This is a genomic window from Mariniflexile sp. (assembly GCF_052728615.1).
In genome coordinates, this window is the sequence record NZ_JBFVFE010000013.1 from 67,021 (window position 1) to 86,079 (window position 19,059).

Below are 19,059 nucleotides of genomic sequence, written 5' to 3' on the forward strand. Positions count from 1 at the left end.
CAAATTAAAAACCTTAAAAATGCTTCAACTGGTAACCCAAACTATAGAATCCATTCAAAATAACAAACAACTTTCAAGTGCCGAAATAGAAAATGCAAAACAGGTTTTTGAAGACTATACACATGTTATCTTATCGGAAGGGGCAAAAAAAATCACGCTGCAAATTGAAAACGGCAAAGAGCCATTGTTGGTACAAATTAGCCTCGACGACCAGGACAGGTTGATCGCAAAGATTAATGATAAACATGAAGAATGGAATATTTATAGTCTGGTAGCCTTGTTTGTTATAGAGGAGGAATTTAAAGATAAAACACTTTCAGAAGGGATTAAATACACGCGTGAAGGCATGCGAAAAAGAGTGCTTGATGAACGTATGGACAAAGCTAAAAAAGCCAGTTATAAAGTGCAATTGGCCAACAATCTATATGGAGAACATACACTTATTAACGAAAAAGGGCACACTTATAAAATTACCATTCACAATTTTAAGGACAAAACGGGTTATATCAATAATATTGATTGGAAAACCAATAAGCTGGGAACTACCAAGCACATCATGTATTTATTTAATTACCTTGAAGAAAACCCAACCCAAACCCAAAAATTACAAAAAACATTTCCCTTTATAGACATTTATACAGACCCGCTAAACGATTACAGAATATCATGGTTTTATCCTGAAACATTGGATCCATTTGAAGAAAAATTGCTAAAATCATACTTTAAGAACCAAACGTTTATTGAAGACTCGCAATTACCCTCATTTTTTTCATTCATTAATAAGGCGCGTGATTTTGAGCGTATAAAAATACGTGAAGAAGTTTTTGGAAAAATGGAAACTTATTTTGAAATAAATGAGCTGGAACAAAGAAAACTACAAACTACATTAAACTTTGATGGCATAAAAGCCACCCTCTACCCATACCAAAAAGAAGGGGTGGCTTTTTCGGTATTTAAAAAAGCGGTTATTATTGCCGATGAAATGGGGCTTGGAAAAACATTGCAAGCCATTAGTACCGCTATTTTAAAAAAGGATATTTTCAGTTTCAAAAAAACACTGGTAATTTGCCCAGCATCTGTAAAAAACCAATGGAAAAATGAAGTGTTAAAGTTTACGAACGAAAAAGCTGTTGTTATAGAAGGTTTCCCCGATGAGAGAAATGCTTTGTATCTAAACGATGGTAGTTTTTTCCATATCATAAATTATGAAACCGTATTACGTGATTTGCCTTTTATAAACAAGGCCCATTATGATTTTGTAATATTGGATGAGGCGCAAAAAATTAAAAATTATGAAACCAGAACAGCCAATGCCGTAAAAAACATACGAAAAAAACACGCCTTGGTCATAACAGGCACGCCTTTGGAAAACAAACTCTTGGATTTATATTCGATTGTTCAGTTTTTAGATCAAGATTTTTTAAGTCCCCAATGGGAGTTTTCATATCAACACTGCATTTTTGATGCCAATTATAAAAATAAAATCAATGGCTATTACAACCTTCAAAATTTAAAGGAACGTTTAAATGGCATTCTTTTAAGGAGGGAAAAACAAGAAGTGTTCGAGCAGTTGCCCAATGTTATTCAGAAAGACATTTTTGTTGGCCTTTCCAGCGAACAAGCAGATTTGCACAGCAGTTTTGCAAGAGGCATTGCGTCTATTTTAGCAAAAAAATTTAAAACCACTTTCGACTGGCAAAAGCTTATGCACCTACTTACCAATATGCGAATGGTTTGCGATTCCACCTATTTGATTGACAAAGAAACCCATCACTCTCCAAAATTAGCAGAACTAAAAAATATTCTATTGGAAAAGTTGGCCATAAAAACCACTCCAACAAAAATCATTATATTTTCAGAATGGGTAACCATGCTAGCCATTATTGGCGATATGCTTAAAAAAGAGGGCATCGTTTTTACGAAATTAACAGGAAAAGTGCCTGTAAAAAAACGAGGGGAACTGATCAAGGAGTTTGAGAATAATCCTGAGTGTAAAGTGTTTCTTTCTAGCGAATCTGGGGGTGCAGGTTTAAACCTTCAAGTGGCCGATACGGTAATCAATTTTGAACTACCATGGAATCCGGCCAAAAAAAACCAGCGTATTGGACGGATAGACCGGATTGGGCAAAAAAAACAAAAACTACATGTGTTTAACCTGTTGTCCTATAATTCCATTGAAATGAAAATTGCGACGGGCTTGCTGTTAAAGCAAAACCTTTTTGAAGGCGTCTTAAACGCTGGAAGCTTTACCGATGAAGTTGATTTTTCAGAAAAAGGAAAATCACAATTTATGCGACAACTTGAGGAGGTTATAAAAGCAGATGGTTTTTCGGGAGGTTTTGAAGAAGATGTTGTTATAGAAGCCCAAGAAGATGACGAGCTGCAAGAGCTTCTTTCGGGCGTAAATGAAGAACAAGAAAACAACAATGATGTAGAGAACAAGGTGATAGAACCCTCCTTTACTGAAAATGCAACCACTTCTAAAAGAGAAGCAAACTTGGACCAAATGGAAGAAGTTATGATTAAGGGAATGGAATTTTTAACAGGTATTTATAAAATGAGTACCGGTCAGGAAATAGCTAAGGAAGGCAAACCCACAGTGAAAGTGAACAAAGAAACAGGAGAGGTTTCCATTACGTTTAAGATGGACATTTAAGGTTGTGAATGGATAAATAACTGTTACATTTATTAATCTTCACTAAAATTTAGAATATATTGTCTTTATCACATGGTCATGATAAAGTTCCCCAAATGTAATCACCTTATAAAATATTGGTTTCTGCAAGACGTGAAAAAAAGTCAAAACTAGTAGCTGATAACCAATAACTTAAGAATAAAAACAGCAATTTTTATTTTATGGACGGAGTGTCCTCATTATTTTTTTGACAGGTGCTAAAAATAACTGAATAATAATTTGGATTAATATATAAAAAGTCACTAAATTTGCACCTCGTTAAAAATAGCTTTGAAATGGATTACTTGGCAAAAGTATCTTTTTCATAAAATTTTTAAACACATGTCCTAAGCTGCGAGCGAGGGAAAAACGGAAAAATACAATTCAGGGACGAAAGGTATTTTGTCCCTGAAATTTTTTATAAAGACGTTATATATAACGTTTCGTAAATAGAGTAATAATTAATAATCAAGATTGAAGGTTTAATCGGAAGAGTTCCGAAATCGTAAATCAACAATCGTAAATCTAAAATTAAAATGTCTGGGTTAATTGGAAAAAAAATCGGTATGACCAGCATCTTCGATGAAAATGGAAAAAACATTCCATGTACAGTAATCGAAGCTGGGCCATGTATCGTTACCCAAGTCAGAACTGAAGAAATTGACGGCTATAAAGCGGTTCAATTAGGTTTCGATGACGCGACAGAAAAAAGTGCCACCAAAGCAGACCTAGGTCATGCTAAGAAAGCAGGGACTTCTGTAAAACGCAAAATCGTTGAATTCAAAGGTTTTGATAAGGAGTACAAATTAGGTGATGCAATCACTGTTGAACACTTTACAGAAGGTGAATTTGTTGATATCGCCGGTATATCAAAAGGAAAAGGATTCCAAGGGGTTGTAAAACGCCATGGATTTGCTGGTGTAGGGCAAGCTACCCACGGCCAGCACAACCGTTTAAGGGCCCCTGGTTCTGTGGGCGCTGCATCGTATCCTGCGCGGGTTTTTAAAGGAATCCGTATGGCAGGAAGAATGGGCGGAGATACCGTAAAAGTTGAAAATTTAAGAGTTTTGAAAGTAGTGGCAGATAAAAACCTACTCGTTGTTAAAGGTTGTGTGCCTGGACATAAAAACGCTTATGTAATTATCAGAAAATAATGAAAGTAGCAGTTTTAGATATAAACGGAAAAGATACAGGTAGAAAGGCAGACCTTTCTAAAGATGTATTTGCTATTGCCCCTAATAACCACGCGGTATATTTGGATGTTAAACAATATTTGGCAAACCAAAGACAAGGAACCCACAAAGCGAAAGAGCGTGCTGAGATTTCTGGAAGTACGCGTAAGATTAAAAAGCAAAAAGGAACTGGTACCGCAAGAGCTGGTAGTATTAAATCTGGAGTTTTTAAAGGTGGGGGTCGTATGTTCGGTCCAAGACCAAGAAGTTATAGCTTCAAATTGAATAAAAACGTGAAGCGTTTGGCACGTAAATCGGCCTTAAGCATCAAAGCAGGTGAGCAATCCATTGTAGTGTTGGAAGATTTTAATTTTGACACCGTAAAAACTAAAAATTTCACAGCTGTTTTAAAGGCATTAAACCTAGAAAACAAAAAATCTTTGTTTGTGTTGGGCGGGCCAAATAATAATGTATATTTGTCATCGCGCAATTTGAAAGGTTCTGAAGTTATAACTTCTTCAGAATTAAACACTTACAAGATTTTAAATGCTAATCAAGTGATTCTTTTGGAAGGTGCTTTAGAAGGAATTGAAACAAACTTAAGTAAATAGAAACCATGAGTATCTTAATTAAACCTATAATCACAGAAAAAGCGACAGCAAATAGCGAGTTGAGAAACTGCTATACGTTCTCGGTGAACACAAAGGCGAACAAGGTAGAAATCAAAAAAGCGGTGGAAGCTGCTTATGGTGTTTCTGTTAAAAAAGTTCGTACTATAAATGTCCGTCCAGATAGGAGTACCAAGTTTACAAAAACGGGTATCCAACATGGTAAAACAAATGCTGTTAAAAAAGCAATTGTACAACTGGCGGAAGGTGAAATGATTGATTTATACAGTAACATGTAATTAAAGACCAATGTCAGTAAGAAAATTAAAACCAATCACCCCAGGACAGCGATTTAGAGTAGTCAATGGATTTGACGCCATTACTACTGATAAGCCGGAGAAAAGTTTAATAGCTCCGCATAAAAAGTCTGGTGGTAGAAACAGTCAAGGAAAAATGACCATGCGCTATATAGGTGGGGGTCATAAAAAAAAGTATCGTATTATCGATTTCAAACGTAACAAAGCTGGAATTCCTGCGGAAGTTAAGTCTATCGAATACGATCCAAACAGAACCGCTTTTATCGCATTATTGAACTATCAAGATGGCGAAAAAAGATATATCATTGCACAAAACGGTTTGCAAGTTGGTCAAACAGTGGTTTCGGGAGAAGGTGCAGCACCAGAAATTGGTAATGCTATGCCGCTTAGCCAGATTCCATTGGGAACTATTATTTCTTGTGTTGAGTTACGTCCGGGCCAAGGAGCCATTATGGCTCGTAGTGCTGGTGCTTTTGCCCAATTAATGGCAAGAGATGGTAAGTTTGCAACTATTAAATTACCTTCCGGGGAAACAAGATTGATTCTTGTTAATTGTTTGGCAACTGTAGGTGTGGTTTCCAATTCAGACCATCAATTGTTAGTATCTGGTAAAGCAGGTAGAACAAGATGGTTGGGAAGACGTCCACGTACCAGACCAGTAGTAATGAATCCTGTTGATCACCCTATGGGAGGTGGTGAAGGTAAATCTTCCGGAGGACATCCACGTTCTAGAAAAGGTATACCGGCTAAAGGATATAGAACCCGTTCTAAAAAGAATGCAAGTAATAAATATATTGTAGAACGTAGAAAGAAATAAGACATGGCAAGATCATTAAAAAAAGGACCTTACGTTCATTATAAATTAGATAAAAAAGTGGCAACGAATGTTGAAACCAACAAAAAAACAGTCATCAAAACTTGGTCTAGAGCCAGTATGATTACGCCGGATTTTGTTGGACAAACCATCGCAGTGCACAATGGCCGCCAATTTGTACCGGTATATGTTACTGAGAATATGGTAGGCCATAAATTAGGGGAATTTTCACCAACACGTTCATTCCGTGGGCATGCAGGTGCTAAAAATAAAGGTAAAAAGTAGTAAGCTATGGGAAGTCGTAAAAAACAAATGGCAGACGCTATTAAGGAAGCAAAAAAAGATATTGCTTTTGCAAAACTTAATAACTGTCCTACATCACCGAGAAAAATGCGTTTAGTAGCCGATTTGGTAAGAGGCGAAAAAGTAGAAAAAGCACTTTATATTTTAAAGTTCAACCAAAAAGAAGCTTCTGGTAAGTTGGAGAAATTGCTTTTATCGGCAATTGCCAACTGGCAATCCAAAAACGAAGACGCTAGCATTGAAGACGCTGAATTGGTTGTAAAGGAAATTAGAGTAGATGGCGGTGCCATGTTAAAAAGATTGCGTCCGGCACCTCAAGGTCGTGCACACAGAATTAGAAAACGTTCAAACCACGTAACCATCGTAGTTGGAGCCAACAATAACACACAAAGCTAAGATAGAAGTATGGGACAAAAAACAAATCCAATCGGAAATCGCTTAGGGATTATCAGAGGATGGGAATCCAACTGGTACGGAGGAAATGATTATGGAGATAAGCTTGCCGAAGACGATAAAATTAGAAAATACGTACACGTACGTTTATCTAAAGCTAGTGTAAGTAGAGTAATTATTGAGAGAACTTTAAAACTTGTAACCGTTACTATCACAACGGCGCGTCCTGGTATCATTATCGGGAAAGGTGGCCAAGAGGTAGATAAGTTAAAAGAAGAGCTTAAAAAAATTACCGGTAAAGAAGTTCAGATCAACATCTTTGAAATCAAGAGACCTGAACTGGATGCATTTTTAGTAGGAACTAGCATTGCACGTCAAATTGAAAACAGAATTTCATACCGTCGCGCCATTAAAATGGCTATTGCTGCTACCATGCGTATGAATGCTGAAGGAATTAAAGTTCAAATCAGTGGTCGTTTGAATGGTGCTGAAATGGCACGTTCAGAGCACTACAAAGAAGGACGTATTCCTTTATCAACCTTTAGAGCCGATATTGATTATGCACTTGTTGAGGCACACACTACTTATGGTAGATTGGGTGTGAAAGTGTGGATTATGAAAGGTGAAGTATATGGTAAAAGAGAACTTTCTCCGCTAGTTGGATTGTCCAAAAAGCAAGGGAAGGCAGGTGCAGGAGCAGCACCACGTGGGGGAAATAATTCCAAACCACGTCGTAGAAAGTAATTTTTTATAAAGTAAAGAAACATGTTACAGCCTAAAAGAACAAAATTCCGTAAGCAACAAAAAGGACGTATGAAAGGTCTTTCCCAAAGAGGGCACTTACTTTCAAACGGAACTTTTGGTATAAAATCACTCGAGTCTGAGTTTTTAACATCACGTCAAATAGAAGCTGCGCGTATTGCCGCTACACGTTACATGAAAAGAGAAGGGCAACTTTGGATCAAGATATTTCCAGACAAGCCAATCACAAAGAAACCTCTTGAAGTACGTATGGGTAAAGGTAAAGGTGCCGTTGAATATTGGGTAGCCGTTGTTAAACCGGGAAGAATGCTTTTTGAAGTTGGAGGAGTGTCATTGGAAATCGCAAAAGAAGCGTTACGTTTGGCAGCACAAAAACTTCCAGTGAAAACTAAGTTTATAATTGCAAACGATTACGAAGCATAATTTATTTGATATCATGAAATGAGCTGTTAATAATTTTCAGGTTAACGAAAAATATAAATAGCGAATGACATCTGACAAATTTAAAAAAAACAAAAATCACAGATGAAACAATCGGAAATTAAAGAATTATCTGTAGCTGAGTTACAAGAGAAACTTAGTGAAACAAAAAAGAGTTATTCAGACCTAAAATTGGCGCATGCAATATCTCCTTTAGAAAATCCAATTCAACTGCGTAACATAAGACGTTCAGTAGCTAGAGTTGCGACCGAATTAACTAAAAGAGAATTACAATAATTCTGCTACAAGATGGAAACAAGAAATTTAAGAAAAGAACGTATAGGAGTTGTTACTAGTAACAAAATGCAAAAATCAATAGTTGTTGCGGAGGTTAAAAAAGTAAAACACCCTATGTATGGTAAGTTCGTGTTAAAAACAAAAAAATATGTTGCGCACGACGAAACGAACGATTGCAATATTGGGGATACGGTAAGGATCATGGAAACACGGCCTTTAAGTAAATCTAAATGTTGGAGATTAGTTGAAATCATAGAAAGAGCTAAATAATTATGGTACAGCAAGAATCAAGATTAAAAGTAGCAGATAACACTGGAGCCAAGGAAGTTTTAACTATCCGCGTTTTAGGTGGCACTAAAAGAAGATATGCATCTGTAGGAGACAAAATTGTGGTTTCCATTAAAGACGCAACACCTAATGGAAACATTAAAAAAGGTGCTGTTTCTACAGCAGTTGTTGTACGTACTAAAAAAGAAGTAAGAAGACCAGACGGATCTTATATAAGATTTGACGATAACGCATGCGTGCTTTTAAATCCGCAAGGAGAAATGAGAGGCACCCGTGTATTTGGTCCGGTTGCTAGAGAACTTCGTGATAAACAATTCATGAAAATTGTATCATTAGCACCTGAAGTGCTTTAATACATTAATGTAAGATGACAAAGCTTAAAATAAAAACTGGAGATACTGTAAAAGTGATTGCTGGAGACCATAAAGGTGCTGAAGGTAAAATACAAAAAGTATTGATTGATAAGAACAAAGCGATTGTTGAGGGCATTAACATGGTTAAGAAACATACTAAACCAAGTGCAAAAAACCCTCAAGGCGGAATCGTAGAGAAAGAAGCTGCCATTCATATTTCCAACTTATCATTGTTGACCAAAAAAGGTGAAACAACTAGAATAGGTTATAAAGTTGAAGGCGGCAAGAAAGTAAGATTTTCAACAAAATCCAATGAAGTAATATAGTTATGGCATATTCACCGAGACTTAAAGAAGAGTATAAAAGCAGAGTAATTGCAGCTCTTACCGAAGAATTTGGATATAAAAATGTGATGCAGGTTCCTAAACTAAAAAAGATAGTGATATCTAAAGGTGTTGGAGCAGCGGTTGCAGACAAAAAGTTAATCGACTACGCAGTAGAAGAGGTAACTACTATATCTGGACAAAAAGCTATAGCAACCATTTCTAAAAAGGATGTGGCATCTTTCAAATTACGTAAAGGGATGCCCATTGGTGTTAAAGTTACTTTACGCGGAGAAAGAATGTATGAGTTTTTAGACCGTTTGGTTACTTCTGCGCTTCCACGTGTAAGAGATTTTAACGGCATAAAAGCTACAGGATTTGATGGAAGAGGTAACTACAATTTAGGCGTTACCGAGCAAATCATCTTCCCAGAGATCAATATTGATAAAGTCAATAAAATCTCGGGGATGGATATTACATTTGTAACTTCTGCTGAAACTGATAAAGAAGCAAAATCATTATTAACCGAATTAGGAATCCCTTTTCAAAAAAACTAAGTTATGGCTAAAGAATCAATGAAAGCCCGCGAGGTGAAAAGAGCTAAAACAGTAGCTAAATATGCTGAGAAACGTAAAGCTTTAAAAGAAGCTGGCGATTATGAAGCATTACAAAAGTTGCCTAAAAACGCCTCTCCGGTTCGTATGCACAATAGATGTAAATTAACAGGAAGACCAAGAGGGTACATGAGAACATTTGGAGTTTCTCGTGTAACTTTTAGAGAAATGGCCAATAATGGTCTTATTCCTGGAGTAACAAAAGCAAGTTGGTAATATTATTTAAATAATCAGATTTAAGGTTCGGGATATTCCGAAAACCAAGATCGCAAAATCAATTCATTATGTACACAGATCCAATAGCGGATTATTTGACACGTATTAGAAATGCGGTGAGTGCAAACCACAGAGTGGTGGAGATTCCTGCTTCTAATCTTAAAAAAGACATTACTAAAATATTATTCGAGCAAGGATATATTTTAAGTTACAAGTTTGATGATTCTTCAGTACAAGGCACCATTAAAATAGCGCTTAAGTACAACAAAGAAACTAAAGAGCCTGTAATAAAAAAGATTGAAAGAATAAGTAAACCAGGTTTGCGTAAGTATTCAAATTCAAAAGAATTACCTAGAATTCTTAATGGTCTTGGTATTGCCATCGTTTCTACTTCTCATGGAGTCATGACCGGTAAACAAGCAAAAAGAGATAATGTAGGTGGTGAAGTAATTTGTTACGTTTACTAAAAAGATAAGATATGTCAAGAATAGGTAATAACCCAGTAGTAATTCCACAAGGCGTTACAGTTGATATAAAAGACGGCGTGGTTACGGTAAAAGGAAAATTAGGGGAATTGACCCAAAATTTCGATTCTGTAAATATTAAAGTTGAAGATGGAAATGTTTTAGTAACACGTTCTTCGGACACCAAAGATCAAAAAGCAAAACATGGTTTATACAGATCATTAATGCTGAACATGATTGAAGGGGTTTCAAACGGGTGGACTAAACAATTAGAATTGGTTGGTGTAGGATACAGAGCGAGTAACCAAGGACAAAAATTGGAATTGGCATTAGGATTTTCCCATGCAATTGTTATGAATTTAGCTCCAGAAGTTAAATTGGAAACAATAAGTGAAAAAGGTAAAAACCCTATCATCAAACTAACTTCACATGATAAACAACTTGTGGGTCAAGTAGCTGCAAAGATTCGTGGTTTTAGGCCACCAGAGCCTTACAAAGGTAAAGGGGTTAAGTTTGTTGGTGAGGTATTAAGAAGAAAAGCAGGTAAATCAGCTTAAAAGTATTTACGGTTGTAGATTTTAGAATTACGAAGTTATTTGGTAAATCATAAATCTTAAATCGTTAATCATAAATCGTAAATCGAGATGGCATTAACAAAACACGAAAGAAGAATAAGAATCAAAAGCAGAATACGCAAGATAGTTTCTGGTACAGAAGCTAGACCTAGATTAGCTGTTTTTAGAAGTAATAAAGAAATTTATGCTCAAATAGTAGATGATGTAACCGGTGTAACCATCAGTGAAGCATCTTCAAGAGATAAAGATGTTAGTTCTGCGAAAGGAACTAAGATAGAAGTAGCCAAATTAGTAGGTAAGGCCCTTGCTGAAAAAGCTTTAAAAGCTGGTGTAGAAACCATTGCTTTTGATAGAGGCGGTTATTTATATCATGGTAGAGTAAAATCATTAGCTGAAGGAGCTAGAGAAGCAGGACTTAAATTCTAAGAAATTATGTATCGTAAATATAAAAGTGCAGAATTAGTAAAACCAGGCGGATTAGATCTTAAAGATCGTTTGGTTGGTGTACAGAGAGTTACAAAAGTAACTAAAGGAGGTAGAGCATTTGGTTTTTCAGCTATTGTTGTAGTTGGAGATGAAGCTGGTGTTGTAGGACAGGGTTTAGGAAAATCCAAAGATGTAGCCAGTGCCATTGCAAAAGCGGTTGAAGATGCCAAAAAAAACCTGGTTCGTATTCCTTTAAAAGGAAAATCACTGCCACATGAGCAAAAAGGTAAATATGGTGGGGCACGGGTAAATATTATTCCTGCAGCGCAAGGTACCGGTGTCATTGCTGGTGGTGCTGTAAGAACCGTACTTGAGGCCGTTGGTGTACACGATGTGTTATCAAAATCCCAAGGATCATCAAATCCCCATAACGTTGTAAAAGCCACTTTTGATGCCTTATTGCAATTAAGGGATGCCAATACCATTGCTAGAGATAGAGGTATTTCACTTGAACAAGTTTTTAAAGCATAATTAACTATAGATGCAGGTACAAAGTATTAAGATATGAGTACAACGTAAAAAAAGTATAAAGATGTTGTTACTAATCTCATGTTAATTTTAATGATTTTTTTAATACCAACCAATTACTTAACACCAACTACTTAATACATAATACCCACTACTTAATACTAATAAAGATGGCAAAAATTAAAGTTACAAAAGTTAAAAGTGCAATCAATTGTCCGTTAAGGCAAAAAAGAGTTTTAGAGTCTTTAGGTCTTAGAAAAATCGGTCAGGTAAAAGAGCACGAAGCTACATCAAGTATTCTTGGTATGGTAAGTAAAGTAAATCACTTAGTTTCCGTAGAGGAAATTAAATAATAATATACTGAAATGGATTTAAGTAATTTGAAACCTGCAGAAGGTTCAGTTAAAAATCAAGGTAAAAGAATAGGCAGAGGACAAGGTTCTGGTAAAGGTGGTACTGCTACAAAAGGACACAAAGGCCAAAAATCCCGTTCTGGCTATTCTAAGAAAATAGGATTTGAAGGAGGGCAAATGCCACTTCAAAGACGTGTGCCTAAATTTGGTTTTACCAACATTAACCGCATAGAGTACCAAGGTATCAATTTAGATACGTTGCAACAGTTGGTTGATGAGAAAAAAGCAACCGGCACCGTAGATTTTGACACCTTGTTTGCAAACCGTTTAGCCGGAAAAAATGATTTGGTTAAAATTTTGGGTAGAGGTAAATTAAAAGCAAAATTAAAAGTATCTGCACATAAATTTACTGCTTCAGCAAAAGCTGCTATTGAAGCTGCCGGTGGAGAAGCTGTAACATTATAAGACCTTGTTATAAGTATGAAATTTATAGAGTCGTTAAAGAATGTTTGGAAAATTGAAGAACTAAGAAACAGGATTATTGTTACTTTAGGCTTGTTATTGGTTTACCGTTTTGGTGCTCAAGTGGTTCTGCCAGGTATTGATGCTGCCCAATTAGGAGGTTTGGCTGATAATACGGATTCTGGCTTATTGGGACTGCTTAATGCCTTTACGGGTGGTGCTTTTGCAAATGCTTCGGTATTCGCACTGGGTATCATGCCATACATTTCTGCTTCTATTGTGGTGCAGCTAATGGGAATAGCCATACCATATTTACAAAAACTGCAAAAAGAAGGCGCCAGTGGCCAAAAGAAAATCAATCAGATTACACGTTGGTTAACCATCGCCATCAGTTTATTGCAAGCCCCAGGGTATTTGGCGAGTTTGCCCGCATTAGGTATTCCTGCAAGTGCCTTTTTATTGGGTACAGGACCATTGTTCTATTCCTCTTCTGTAATTATTTTAATAACGGGAACCATATTCGCCATGTGGTTGGGCGAAAAAATAACCGATAAAGGTATTGGCAATGGTATTTCCTTATTGATTATGGTAGGTATTATTGCAAGGTTGCCTGCATCGTTTATCCAAAATGCCGCTACCAGGTTAGAAGGTAATAACGTGATGCTGATTCTTTTTGAATTGGTACTGTGGTTTGCTATCATTCTTGGTTGTATCATGTTGGTTATGGCCGTTAGAAAAATTGCGGTACAATATGCTAGAAGAACTGCCTCGGGTGGTTACGAAAAAAGCGCCATGGCTGGTTCAAGACAATATATTCCTTTAAAGCTTAATGCTTCGGGAGTGATGCCCATAATATTTGCGCAAGCCATTATGTTTGTTCCTAGTTTAATAGGTGGGTCTTCATTTTTAAAAGAAACCGCTTTTGGATCGTGGATGCAAACTAACTATGCCGATATTTTCGGATTGGCTTACAACATTACATTCGCTATATTGATTATCATTTTCACCTATTTCTATACAGCGATTACGGTGCCAACAAATAAAATGGCAGATGATTTAAAACGTAGTGGTGGTTTTATTCCTGGCATTCGTCCAGGTTCTGAAACCTCAGAATATTTAGATAAAATAATGTCTCAAATTACCTTACCGGGTTCTATATTTTTAGCATTTATCGCTGTATTTCCGGCACTCATAGTTAAGCTTATGGGAGTTCAACAAGGATGGGCGCTATTTTTTGGAGGCACTTCATTAATTATTTTGGTGGGTGTTGCCATAGATACTATGCAACAAGTAAATTCTTATTTGTTGAACAGACACTACGACGGCTTGATGAAAACAGGTAAAAATAGAAAGGCATTAGCTTAATATGGATAATAAAAGTTAGAAGTTAGAAGTTAGAAGTTAGATTTTTTTAGAATAAGACAATTTTCAATAAAACTATACCAATAACCAATAACCAATAACCAATAACTTAAAAATGGCAAAACAAGCAGCAATAGAGCAAGACGGAACCATTATAGAAGCATTATCAAATGCAATGTTTCGTGTTGAGTTAGAGAACGGTCACATTGTGACGGCACATATTTCCGGTAAAATGCGTATGCATTACATTAAATTATTGCCAGGGGATAAAGTGAAATTGGAAATGAGTCCTTATGATTTATCTAAGGCAAGAATAACTTATAGATATTAAAAATTTTAGAAGGACGAATTACGATTTTCGAATGAAAATTTTCAGTAAATCCCAAATCGTAAATCGTAAATCATAAATCTCAAATTATGAAAGTAAGAGCATCAGTTAAAAAAAGAAGTGCAGATTGTATAATCGTGCGTAGAAAAGGTAGACTTTACGTAATAAACAAAAAGAATCCTAGATTTAAACAAAGACAAGGGTAATTATGGCAAGAATTGCAGGTGTAGACATACCAAAAAACAAAAGAGGAGTGATCGCTTTAACTTATATCTATGGAATAGGTAGAAGTAGAGCTAAAAAAATATTAGCGGAAGCTAATGTTGATGAAAGTATTAAAGTCCAAGATTGGAACGATGACCAAATTAGTGGTATTCGTGAAGCTGTTGGAACTTTTAAAATCGAAGGTGAATTACGTTCTGAAACCCAATTGAACATTAAACGATTAATGGATATTGGATGTTACAGAGGTATTCGTCACAGATCGGGTCTTCCTTTAAGAGGGCAACGTACCAAAAACAACTCTAGAACTAGAAAAGGTAGAAGAAAAACGGTTGCTAACAAGAAAAAAGCAACTAAATAACAATTAGTCTTTAGTCCCGATAGCTATCGGGATAGACGTTGGAAGGGAATCTGTTTGAAATTATAAAAGGTTTAGGATTCTAGCGACTATCAACTAATAACTGGAAACTATTAAAAATGGCAAAAACAAATACAAAGAGCACAAAAAAACGTAAAGTTATTGTTGACTCTGTAGGAGAAGCTCATGTTAATGCTTCTTTCAACAACATCATTATTTCACTTACCAATAAAAAAGGAGATGTTATTTCATGGTCATCTGCTGGTAAGATGGGATTTAGGGGTTCCAAAAAAAACACACCTTATGCAGCACAATTGGCTGCTGAAGATGCTGCGGCAGTAGCATCAGAAGCTGGATTGAAAAAAGTAAAAGTGTATGTTAAAGGACCAGGAAACGGTAGAGAATCTGCTATCCGTTCAATTCACAATGCTGGAATAGAAGTAACTGAAATCATTGATGTTACGCCGCTTCCACATAATGGATGTCGTCCTCCAAAGCGCAGAAGAGTATAACAAATTACGATTTTAGAGTTACGATTTTGGATTTTAAAACCTAATAAAAAAATCGTACATCAGAAAAATTAATATCGACTGTTTTTAATAGTTGATATTAATTTTTTATGTGTAAATTTGCAAACTGAAAAAAATAATATTAACAAGTATCAAAAAGAGACCAATGGTTGTCGAAGGATAAGATTAAGACCTTAATTCACAACTACTCTTAAAAAACAATTTAAAATGGCAAGATATACTGGTCCTAAAACGAAGATAGCCCGAAAGTTCGGTGAAGCTATTTTTGGAGAAGATAAATCTTTTGAAAAAAGAAATTACCCTCCAGGTCAACACGGAAACGCACGTCGTCGTGGAAAAAAATCTGAATACGCAATCCAATTGATGGAGAAGCAAAAAGCTAAATATACTTATGGTATTTTAGAGCGTCAATTCAGAAACTTATTTAAAAGCGCAAGAGCTGCACAAGGCATCACAGGTGAGGTTTTATTACAACTTTGTGAATCTAGATTAGATAACGTCGTTTTCAGAATGGGCATTGCCCCTTCAAGAAGTGGTGCTAGACAATTAGTTTCCCACAGACACATTACTGTAAATGGTGAGTTGGTAAACATACCTTCTTACTCTTTAAAAGCAGGTGATGTTGTAGCTGTTAGAGAAAAATCCAAATCACTTGAAGCTATTGAAAGATCGCTTTCAAACTCAAGTCACGTTTATGAATGGATTACTTGGAACGACGATACGAAACAAGGAACCTATGTTTCTATTCCTGCGAGAATTCAAATTCCAGAAAACATAAACGAACAATTCATCGTCGAATTATATTCTAAATAATAAATTAATCATATTGGTATTTGGCCAAAGGGTTTATTGGTGCTTCTTCAAACTTATAGACCGCGCAACTAAATAACAATTAAAACGAAGAAAAATATGGCAGTATTTAATTTTCAGAAGCCCGACAAAGTAATCATGATCGATTCTACGGATTTTGAAGGGAAATTCGAATTTCGCCCTTTAGAACCTGGTTATGGTTTAACGGTAGGTAACGCACTAAGAAGAGTGTTACTTTCTTCATTGGAAGGATTTGCAATAACATCCGTTAGAATAGAAGGTGTTGACCATGAGTTTTCAGCAATTGCTGGAGTGGTTGAGGATGTTACTGAAATCATTTTAAATTTAAAACAAGCACGTTTTAAAAGACAGATTGATGACATTGATAATGAGTCTATCTCCATTTCAATATCAGGTCAAGAACAAATTACAGCTGGAGATTTCCAGAAATTCATTTCAGGATTCCAAGTATTGAATACAGAACTGGTTATCTGTAATTTAGATCCTAAAGTAAATTTCAACATGGAAATTACCATTGAAAGAGGTAGAGGCTATGTGCCTGCGGAAGAGAACAAAAAAGCTGCGGCACCCGTTGGAACCATCTTTACGGATTCTATATACACACCAATAAAAAACGTTAAGTATAGTATTGAAAACTATCGTGTGGAACAAAAAACGGATTATGAAAAACTGGTTTTTGAAATAATTACCGATGGATCAATTACACCTCAAGATGCTTTAACAGAAGCAGCAAAAACGTTAATTCACCACTTTATGTTATTCTCTGATGAGCGTATCACTTTAGAAGCTGATGAAATAGCACAAACGGAGACTTATGATGAAGAATCTCTTCACATGCGCCAATTGCTTAAAACGAAGTTAATCGATATGGATTTATCTGTACGTGCACTTAACTGTTTAAAAGCGGCGGAAGTTGATACTTTAGGCGACTTAGTATCTTTCAATAAAAATGATTTAATGAAATTCAGAAACTTTGGCAAAAAATCCTTAACAGAACTGGAAGAACTGGTTCTTGTAAAAGGGTTGAACTTCGGAATGGATTTAAGCAAATATAAATTAGATAAAGATTAAACGAATTACGATTTGTGAGTTACGATTTTGGATTTAAAGCAATCGTATTTCGTAAATCAAAATTCGTAAATCAAAAAAAATAATTACTAACGACTCATAATTTGCTCTCCGAATGGATATGGTAGCAAGATGATGTCAAATTCAAAATGTCATGAGACACGGAAAAAAAATAAACCATTTAAGCAGAAAGACTGCTCATAGAAAATCAATGTTAGCTAATATGGCTTGTTCTTTAATTGAGCACAAGCGTATTAACACTACAGTTGCCAAAGCAAAAGCTTTAAGACAATTTGTAGAGCCCATGATTACTAAGTCCAAAGAAGACACTACCCACAACAGACGTATAGTAATGTCCCGCTTAAGACAAAAAGATGCAGTAGCTGAATTGTTTAGAGATGTTGCCCCTAAGGTTGGAGATCGTCCAGGAGGTTACACACGAATCATAAAACTTGGAAATCGTTTAGGTGATAATGCAGACATGGCGATGATAGAGCTTGTAGATTATAACGAAATTTACAATGCTGCCAAGCCCGAGAAGAAAACAACAAGAAGAAGCAGAAGAGGTGGCACTAAACCTGCTGCTGGGGCTGCACCCGTAGCCAAACCTGCTGTGGAGCCAAAAGCAACAAAAGACGAAGAGGAATAAATGTTGATAAACATTTTAAATATAAAGGATAATCTGTTTTAGGTTATCCTTTTTTTTATGCATTTTTGTAAAACCCTTGTTCCCGCGCAGGCGGGAATCTTTATATCAAAAAGTAATAAATGAAATATCAAAAACGACAAAAAGCCATCATTCTATTGGCAGATGGCACCATTTTTTATGGAAAAGCAGTAGGTAACAAACAAGGCACAGCATTCGGTGAAGTGTGTTTTAACACCGGAATGACCGGTTACCAAGAAATTTTTACAGATCCGTCTTACTTCGGACAACTAATGGTTACCACCAATGCCCATATAGGGAACTATGGCGTTAATAATGAAGAAGTAGAATCTGATTCGATTAAAATTGCTGGATTAATCTGTAAAAATTTTAGTTATGATTATTCTCGTGATGATGCCGATGGTTCTTTGGAAAATTTTTTGGATGAAAACAATCTTTTTGCCATCTCGGATGTGGACACCAGGGCTTTAGTGAGTTATATTAGAGACCACGGTGCTATGAACGCTGTTATTTCAACTGATGTTGATAATATTGATGGGTTAAAAAAGCAATTGGCAGAGGTGCCGGATATGGAAGGTTTAGAATTGGCATCGAAAGTGTCCACCAAAGAACCCTATTATTTTGGTAATGAAAATGCCACCTATAAAGTAGCAGCTTTGGATATTGGGATTAAAAAGAATATACTGCGCAACATTGCAAAAAGAGATGCTTATATAAAAGTGTTCCCTTTTAATGCCAAGTTTGAAGATTTGGAGACTTTTAAACCAGATGGGTACTTTTTATCAAATGGACCTGGCGATCCGGAGCCTTTGGTAGAGGCACAAACCTTGGCTAAGGAAATCATTAAAAGAGATTTGCCATTGTTCGGTATTTGTTTGGGGCACCAAGTTATCGCTTTGGCAAACGGGGTTTCTACTTATAAAATGCACAATGGCCACAGAGGCATTAACCATCCCGTGAAAAATTTAATCACAGGAAAAGGAGAAATAACCTCACAAAATCATGGATTTGCAGTAAGCAGGGAAGAAACGGAAGCGCACCCGGATTTAGAAATTACCCACGTGCACTTAAACGACCACACAGTGGCAGGGTTGGCCATGAAAAACAAAAACTGTTTTTCGGTGCAGTACCATCCAGAGGCAAGTCCAGGACCGCATGACTCGTCATATTTGTTCGATCAATTTATTGAAAATATAAAGAAGAATTAGTGAGCTAAAGACCTCACAGGTTTTGAAACCTGTGAGGTGGGGTGTCAAATTTGAAGTATTTAAAATTTAAAATTTCGTTCTCTTTTTTATCTTCAATAATGAATTTAAAAATGACTTAAAGCC

At 36.1% G+C, this 19,059-nt stretch carries 30 protein-coding genes; all 30 read left to right on the plus strand.

Annotation, left to right across the window (positions count from 1 at the left end; genetic code table 11):
* Positions 1-19: 19 nt before the first annotated feature.
* Positions 20-2,656: an SNF2-related protein gene (locus tag ACU1LP_RS07395; RefSeq protein WP_445733532.1), complete on the plus strand. Its 2,637-nt coding sequence runs from the start codon at positions 20-22 to the stop codon at positions 2,654-2,656.
* 554 nt (positions 2,657-3,210) lie between these two features.
* A complete protein-coding gene (gene rplC, locus ACU1LP_RS07400) occupies positions 3,211-3,828 on the plus strand; it encodes a 50S ribosomal protein L3 (RefSeq protein WP_445734566.1) in 618 nt (205 codons plus the stop codon).
* Complete coding sequence (gene rplD, locus ACU1LP_RS07405; RefSeq protein WP_445734565.1) at positions 3,828-4,457, plus strand: 50S ribosomal protein L4; 630 nt, start codon at positions 3,828-3,830, stop codon at positions 4,455-4,457. The genes rplC and rplD overlap by 1 nt, the downstream gene beginning before the upstream one ends.
* A gap of 5 nt (positions 4,458-4,462) precedes the next feature.
* Positions 4,463-4,753: a 50S ribosomal protein L23 gene (gene rplW, locus ACU1LP_RS07410; protein WP_445734564.1), complete on the plus strand. Its 291-nt coding sequence runs from the start codon at positions 4,463-4,465 to the stop codon at positions 4,751-4,753.
* A 10-nt stretch (positions 4,754-4,763) separates the two neighbouring features.
* Entirely contained in the window at positions 4,764-5,588 is an 825-nt protein-coding gene (gene rplB / locus ACU1LP_RS07415) for a 50S ribosomal protein L2 (RefSeq protein ID WP_445734563.1), read from the plus strand.
* A gap of 3 nt (positions 5,589-5,591) precedes the next feature.
* Positions 5,592-5,870, plus strand: coding sequence for a 30S ribosomal protein S19 (gene rpsS / locus ACU1LP_RS07420; RefSeq protein ID WP_445734562.1), 279 nt, complete (start codon positions 5,592-5,594; stop codon positions 5,868-5,870).
* Between the two features lie 6 nt (positions 5,871-5,876).
* The gene (rplV, locus tag ACU1LP_RS07425; protein ID WP_445734561.1) at positions 5,877-6,284 is read left to right on the plus strand and encodes a 50S ribosomal protein L22; all 408 of its coding nucleotides are present in this window, start codon (positions 5,877-5,879) and stop codon (positions 6,282-6,284) included.
* Between the two features lie 9 nt (positions 6,285-6,293).
* Positions 6,294-7,025, plus strand: a complete 732-nt coding sequence (gene rpsC / locus ACU1LP_RS07430; protein ID WP_445734560.1) for a 30S ribosomal protein S3 — start codon at positions 6,294-6,296, stop codon at positions 7,023-7,025.
* Between the two features lie 21 nt (positions 7,026-7,046).
* The gene (gene rplP / locus ACU1LP_RS07435) at positions 7,047-7,466 is read left to right on the plus strand and encodes a 50S ribosomal protein L16 (RefSeq protein ID WP_379938292.1); all 420 of its coding nucleotides are present in this window, start codon (positions 7,047-7,049) and stop codon (positions 7,464-7,466) included.
* A 102-nt stretch (positions 7,467-7,568) separates the two neighbouring features.
* Positions 7,569-7,760 carry a 50S ribosomal protein L29 gene (gene rpmC / locus ACU1LP_RS07440; RefSeq protein ID WP_445733970.1) on the plus strand — a complete coding sequence of 64 codons (192 nt, stop codon included), beginning with the start codon at positions 7,569-7,571 and terminating at the stop codon, positions 7,758-7,760.
* Between the two features lie 12 nt (positions 7,761-7,772).
* Positions 7,773-8,030, plus strand: coding sequence for a 30S ribosomal protein S17 (gene rpsQ, locus ACU1LP_RS07445; RefSeq protein ID WP_117172447.1), 258 nt, complete (start codon positions 7,773-7,775; stop codon positions 8,028-8,030).
* A 2-nt stretch (positions 8,031-8,032) separates the two neighbouring features.
* Positions 8,033-8,401 (plus strand): 50S ribosomal protein L14, encoded by a 369-nt coding sequence (gene rplN, locus ACU1LP_RS07450; RefSeq protein ID WP_445733969.1) that lies wholly within the window; start codon positions 8,033-8,035, stop codon positions 8,399-8,401.
* A 14-nt stretch (positions 8,402-8,415) separates the two neighbouring features.
* A complete protein-coding gene (gene rplX, locus ACU1LP_RS07455; protein WP_445733968.1) occupies positions 8,416-8,727 on the plus strand; it encodes a 50S ribosomal protein L24 in 312 nt (103 codons plus the stop codon).
* Positions 8,728-8,729: 2 nt separating this feature from the next.
* Positions 8,730-9,281 (plus strand): 50S ribosomal protein L5, encoded by a 552-nt coding sequence (gene rplE, locus ACU1LP_RS07460; RefSeq protein WP_445733967.1) that lies wholly within the window; start codon positions 8,730-8,732, stop codon positions 9,279-9,281.
* 3 nt (positions 9,282-9,284) lie between these two features.
* A complete protein-coding gene (gene rpsN / locus ACU1LP_RS07465; protein WP_445733966.1) occupies positions 9,285-9,554 on the plus strand; it encodes a 30S ribosomal protein S14 in 270 nt (89 codons plus the stop codon).
* Positions 9,555-9,622: 68 nt separating this feature from the next.
* Positions 9,623-10,021: a 30S ribosomal protein S8 gene (gene rpsH, locus ACU1LP_RS07470; RefSeq protein WP_445733965.1), complete on the plus strand. Its 399-nt coding sequence runs from the start codon at positions 9,623-9,625 to the stop codon at positions 10,019-10,021.
* Between the two features lie 11 nt (positions 10,022-10,032).
* Positions 10,033-10,575, plus strand: coding sequence for a 50S ribosomal protein L6 (gene rplF / locus ACU1LP_RS07475; RefSeq protein ID WP_445733964.1), 543 nt, complete (start codon positions 10,033-10,035; stop codon positions 10,573-10,575).
* Between the two features lie 87 nt (positions 10,576-10,662).
* Positions 10,663-11,019 carry a 50S ribosomal protein L18 gene (rplR, locus tag ACU1LP_RS07480; protein ID WP_445733963.1) on the plus strand — a complete coding sequence of 119 codons (357 nt, stop codon included), beginning with the start codon at positions 10,663-10,665 and terminating at the stop codon, positions 11,017-11,019.
* Positions 11,020-11,025: 6 nt separating this feature from the next.
* Positions 11,026-11,550, plus strand: a complete 525-nt coding sequence (gene rpsE / locus ACU1LP_RS07485) for a 30S ribosomal protein S5 (protein ID WP_445733962.1) — start codon at positions 11,026-11,028, stop codon at positions 11,548-11,550.
* A 167-nt stretch (positions 11,551-11,717) separates the two neighbouring features.
* Complete coding sequence (gene rpmD / locus ACU1LP_RS07490) at positions 11,718-11,900, plus strand: 50S ribosomal protein L30 (protein ID WP_379938279.1); 183 nt, start codon at positions 11,718-11,720, stop codon at positions 11,898-11,900.
* A gap of 12 nt (positions 11,901-11,912) precedes the next feature.
* On the plus strand, positions 11,913-12,365 hold the full coding sequence (gene rplO, locus ACU1LP_RS07495; RefSeq protein ID WP_445735193.1) for a 50S ribosomal protein L15: 453 nt from the start codon (positions 11,913-11,915) through the stop codon (positions 12,363-12,365).
* Positions 12,366-12,380: 15 nt separating this feature from the next.
* Complete coding sequence (gene secY, locus ACU1LP_RS07500; protein ID WP_445735955.1) at positions 12,381-13,727, plus strand: preprotein translocase subunit SecY; 1,347 nt, start codon at positions 12,381-12,383, stop codon at positions 13,725-13,727.
* A gap of 112 nt (positions 13,728-13,839) precedes the next feature.
* The gene (infA, locus tag ACU1LP_RS07505; RefSeq protein ID WP_028289261.1) at positions 13,840-14,055 is read left to right on the plus strand and encodes a translation initiation factor IF-1; all 216 of its coding nucleotides are present in this window, start codon (positions 13,840-13,842) and stop codon (positions 14,053-14,055) included.
* An 86-nt stretch (positions 14,056-14,141) separates the two neighbouring features.
* Entirely contained in the window at positions 14,142-14,258 is a 117-nt protein-coding gene (ykgO, locus tag ACU1LP_RS07510) for a type B 50S ribosomal protein L36 (RefSeq protein WP_074961360.1), read from the plus strand.
* A 2-nt stretch (positions 14,259-14,260) separates the two neighbouring features.
* A complete protein-coding gene (rpsM, locus tag ACU1LP_RS07515) occupies positions 14,261-14,635 on the plus strand; it encodes a 30S ribosomal protein S13 (RefSeq protein WP_445735956.1) in 375 nt (124 codons plus the stop codon).
* A gap of 116 nt (positions 14,636-14,751) precedes the next feature.
* Positions 14,752-15,144: a 30S ribosomal protein S11 gene (gene rpsK / locus ACU1LP_RS07520; RefSeq protein ID WP_445735957.1), complete on the plus strand. Its 393-nt coding sequence runs from the start codon at positions 14,752-14,754 to the stop codon at positions 15,142-15,144.
* Between the two features lie 225 nt (positions 15,145-15,369).
* Entirely contained in the window at positions 15,370-15,975 is a 606-nt protein-coding gene (rpsD, locus tag ACU1LP_RS07525) for a 30S ribosomal protein S4 (protein WP_445735958.1), read from the plus strand.
* Between the two features lie 96 nt (positions 15,976-16,071).
* Positions 16,072-17,064, plus strand: coding sequence for a DNA-directed RNA polymerase subunit alpha (locus tag ACU1LP_RS07530; RefSeq protein ID WP_445735959.1), 993 nt, complete (start codon positions 16,072-16,074; stop codon positions 17,062-17,064).
* Between the two features lie 151 nt (positions 17,065-17,215).
* Complete coding sequence (gene rplQ, locus ACU1LP_RS07535) at positions 17,216-17,710, plus strand: 50S ribosomal protein L17 (RefSeq protein ID WP_445735960.1); 495 nt, start codon at positions 17,216-17,218, stop codon at positions 17,708-17,710.
* Between the two features lie 119 nt (positions 17,711-17,829).
* Positions 17,830-18,936 (plus strand): glutamine-hydrolyzing carbamoyl-phosphate synthase small subunit, encoded by a 1,107-nt coding sequence (carA, locus tag ACU1LP_RS07540; RefSeq protein WP_445735961.1) that lies wholly within the window; start codon positions 17,830-17,832, stop codon positions 18,934-18,936.
* Positions 18,937-19,059 lie beyond the last annotated feature (123 nt).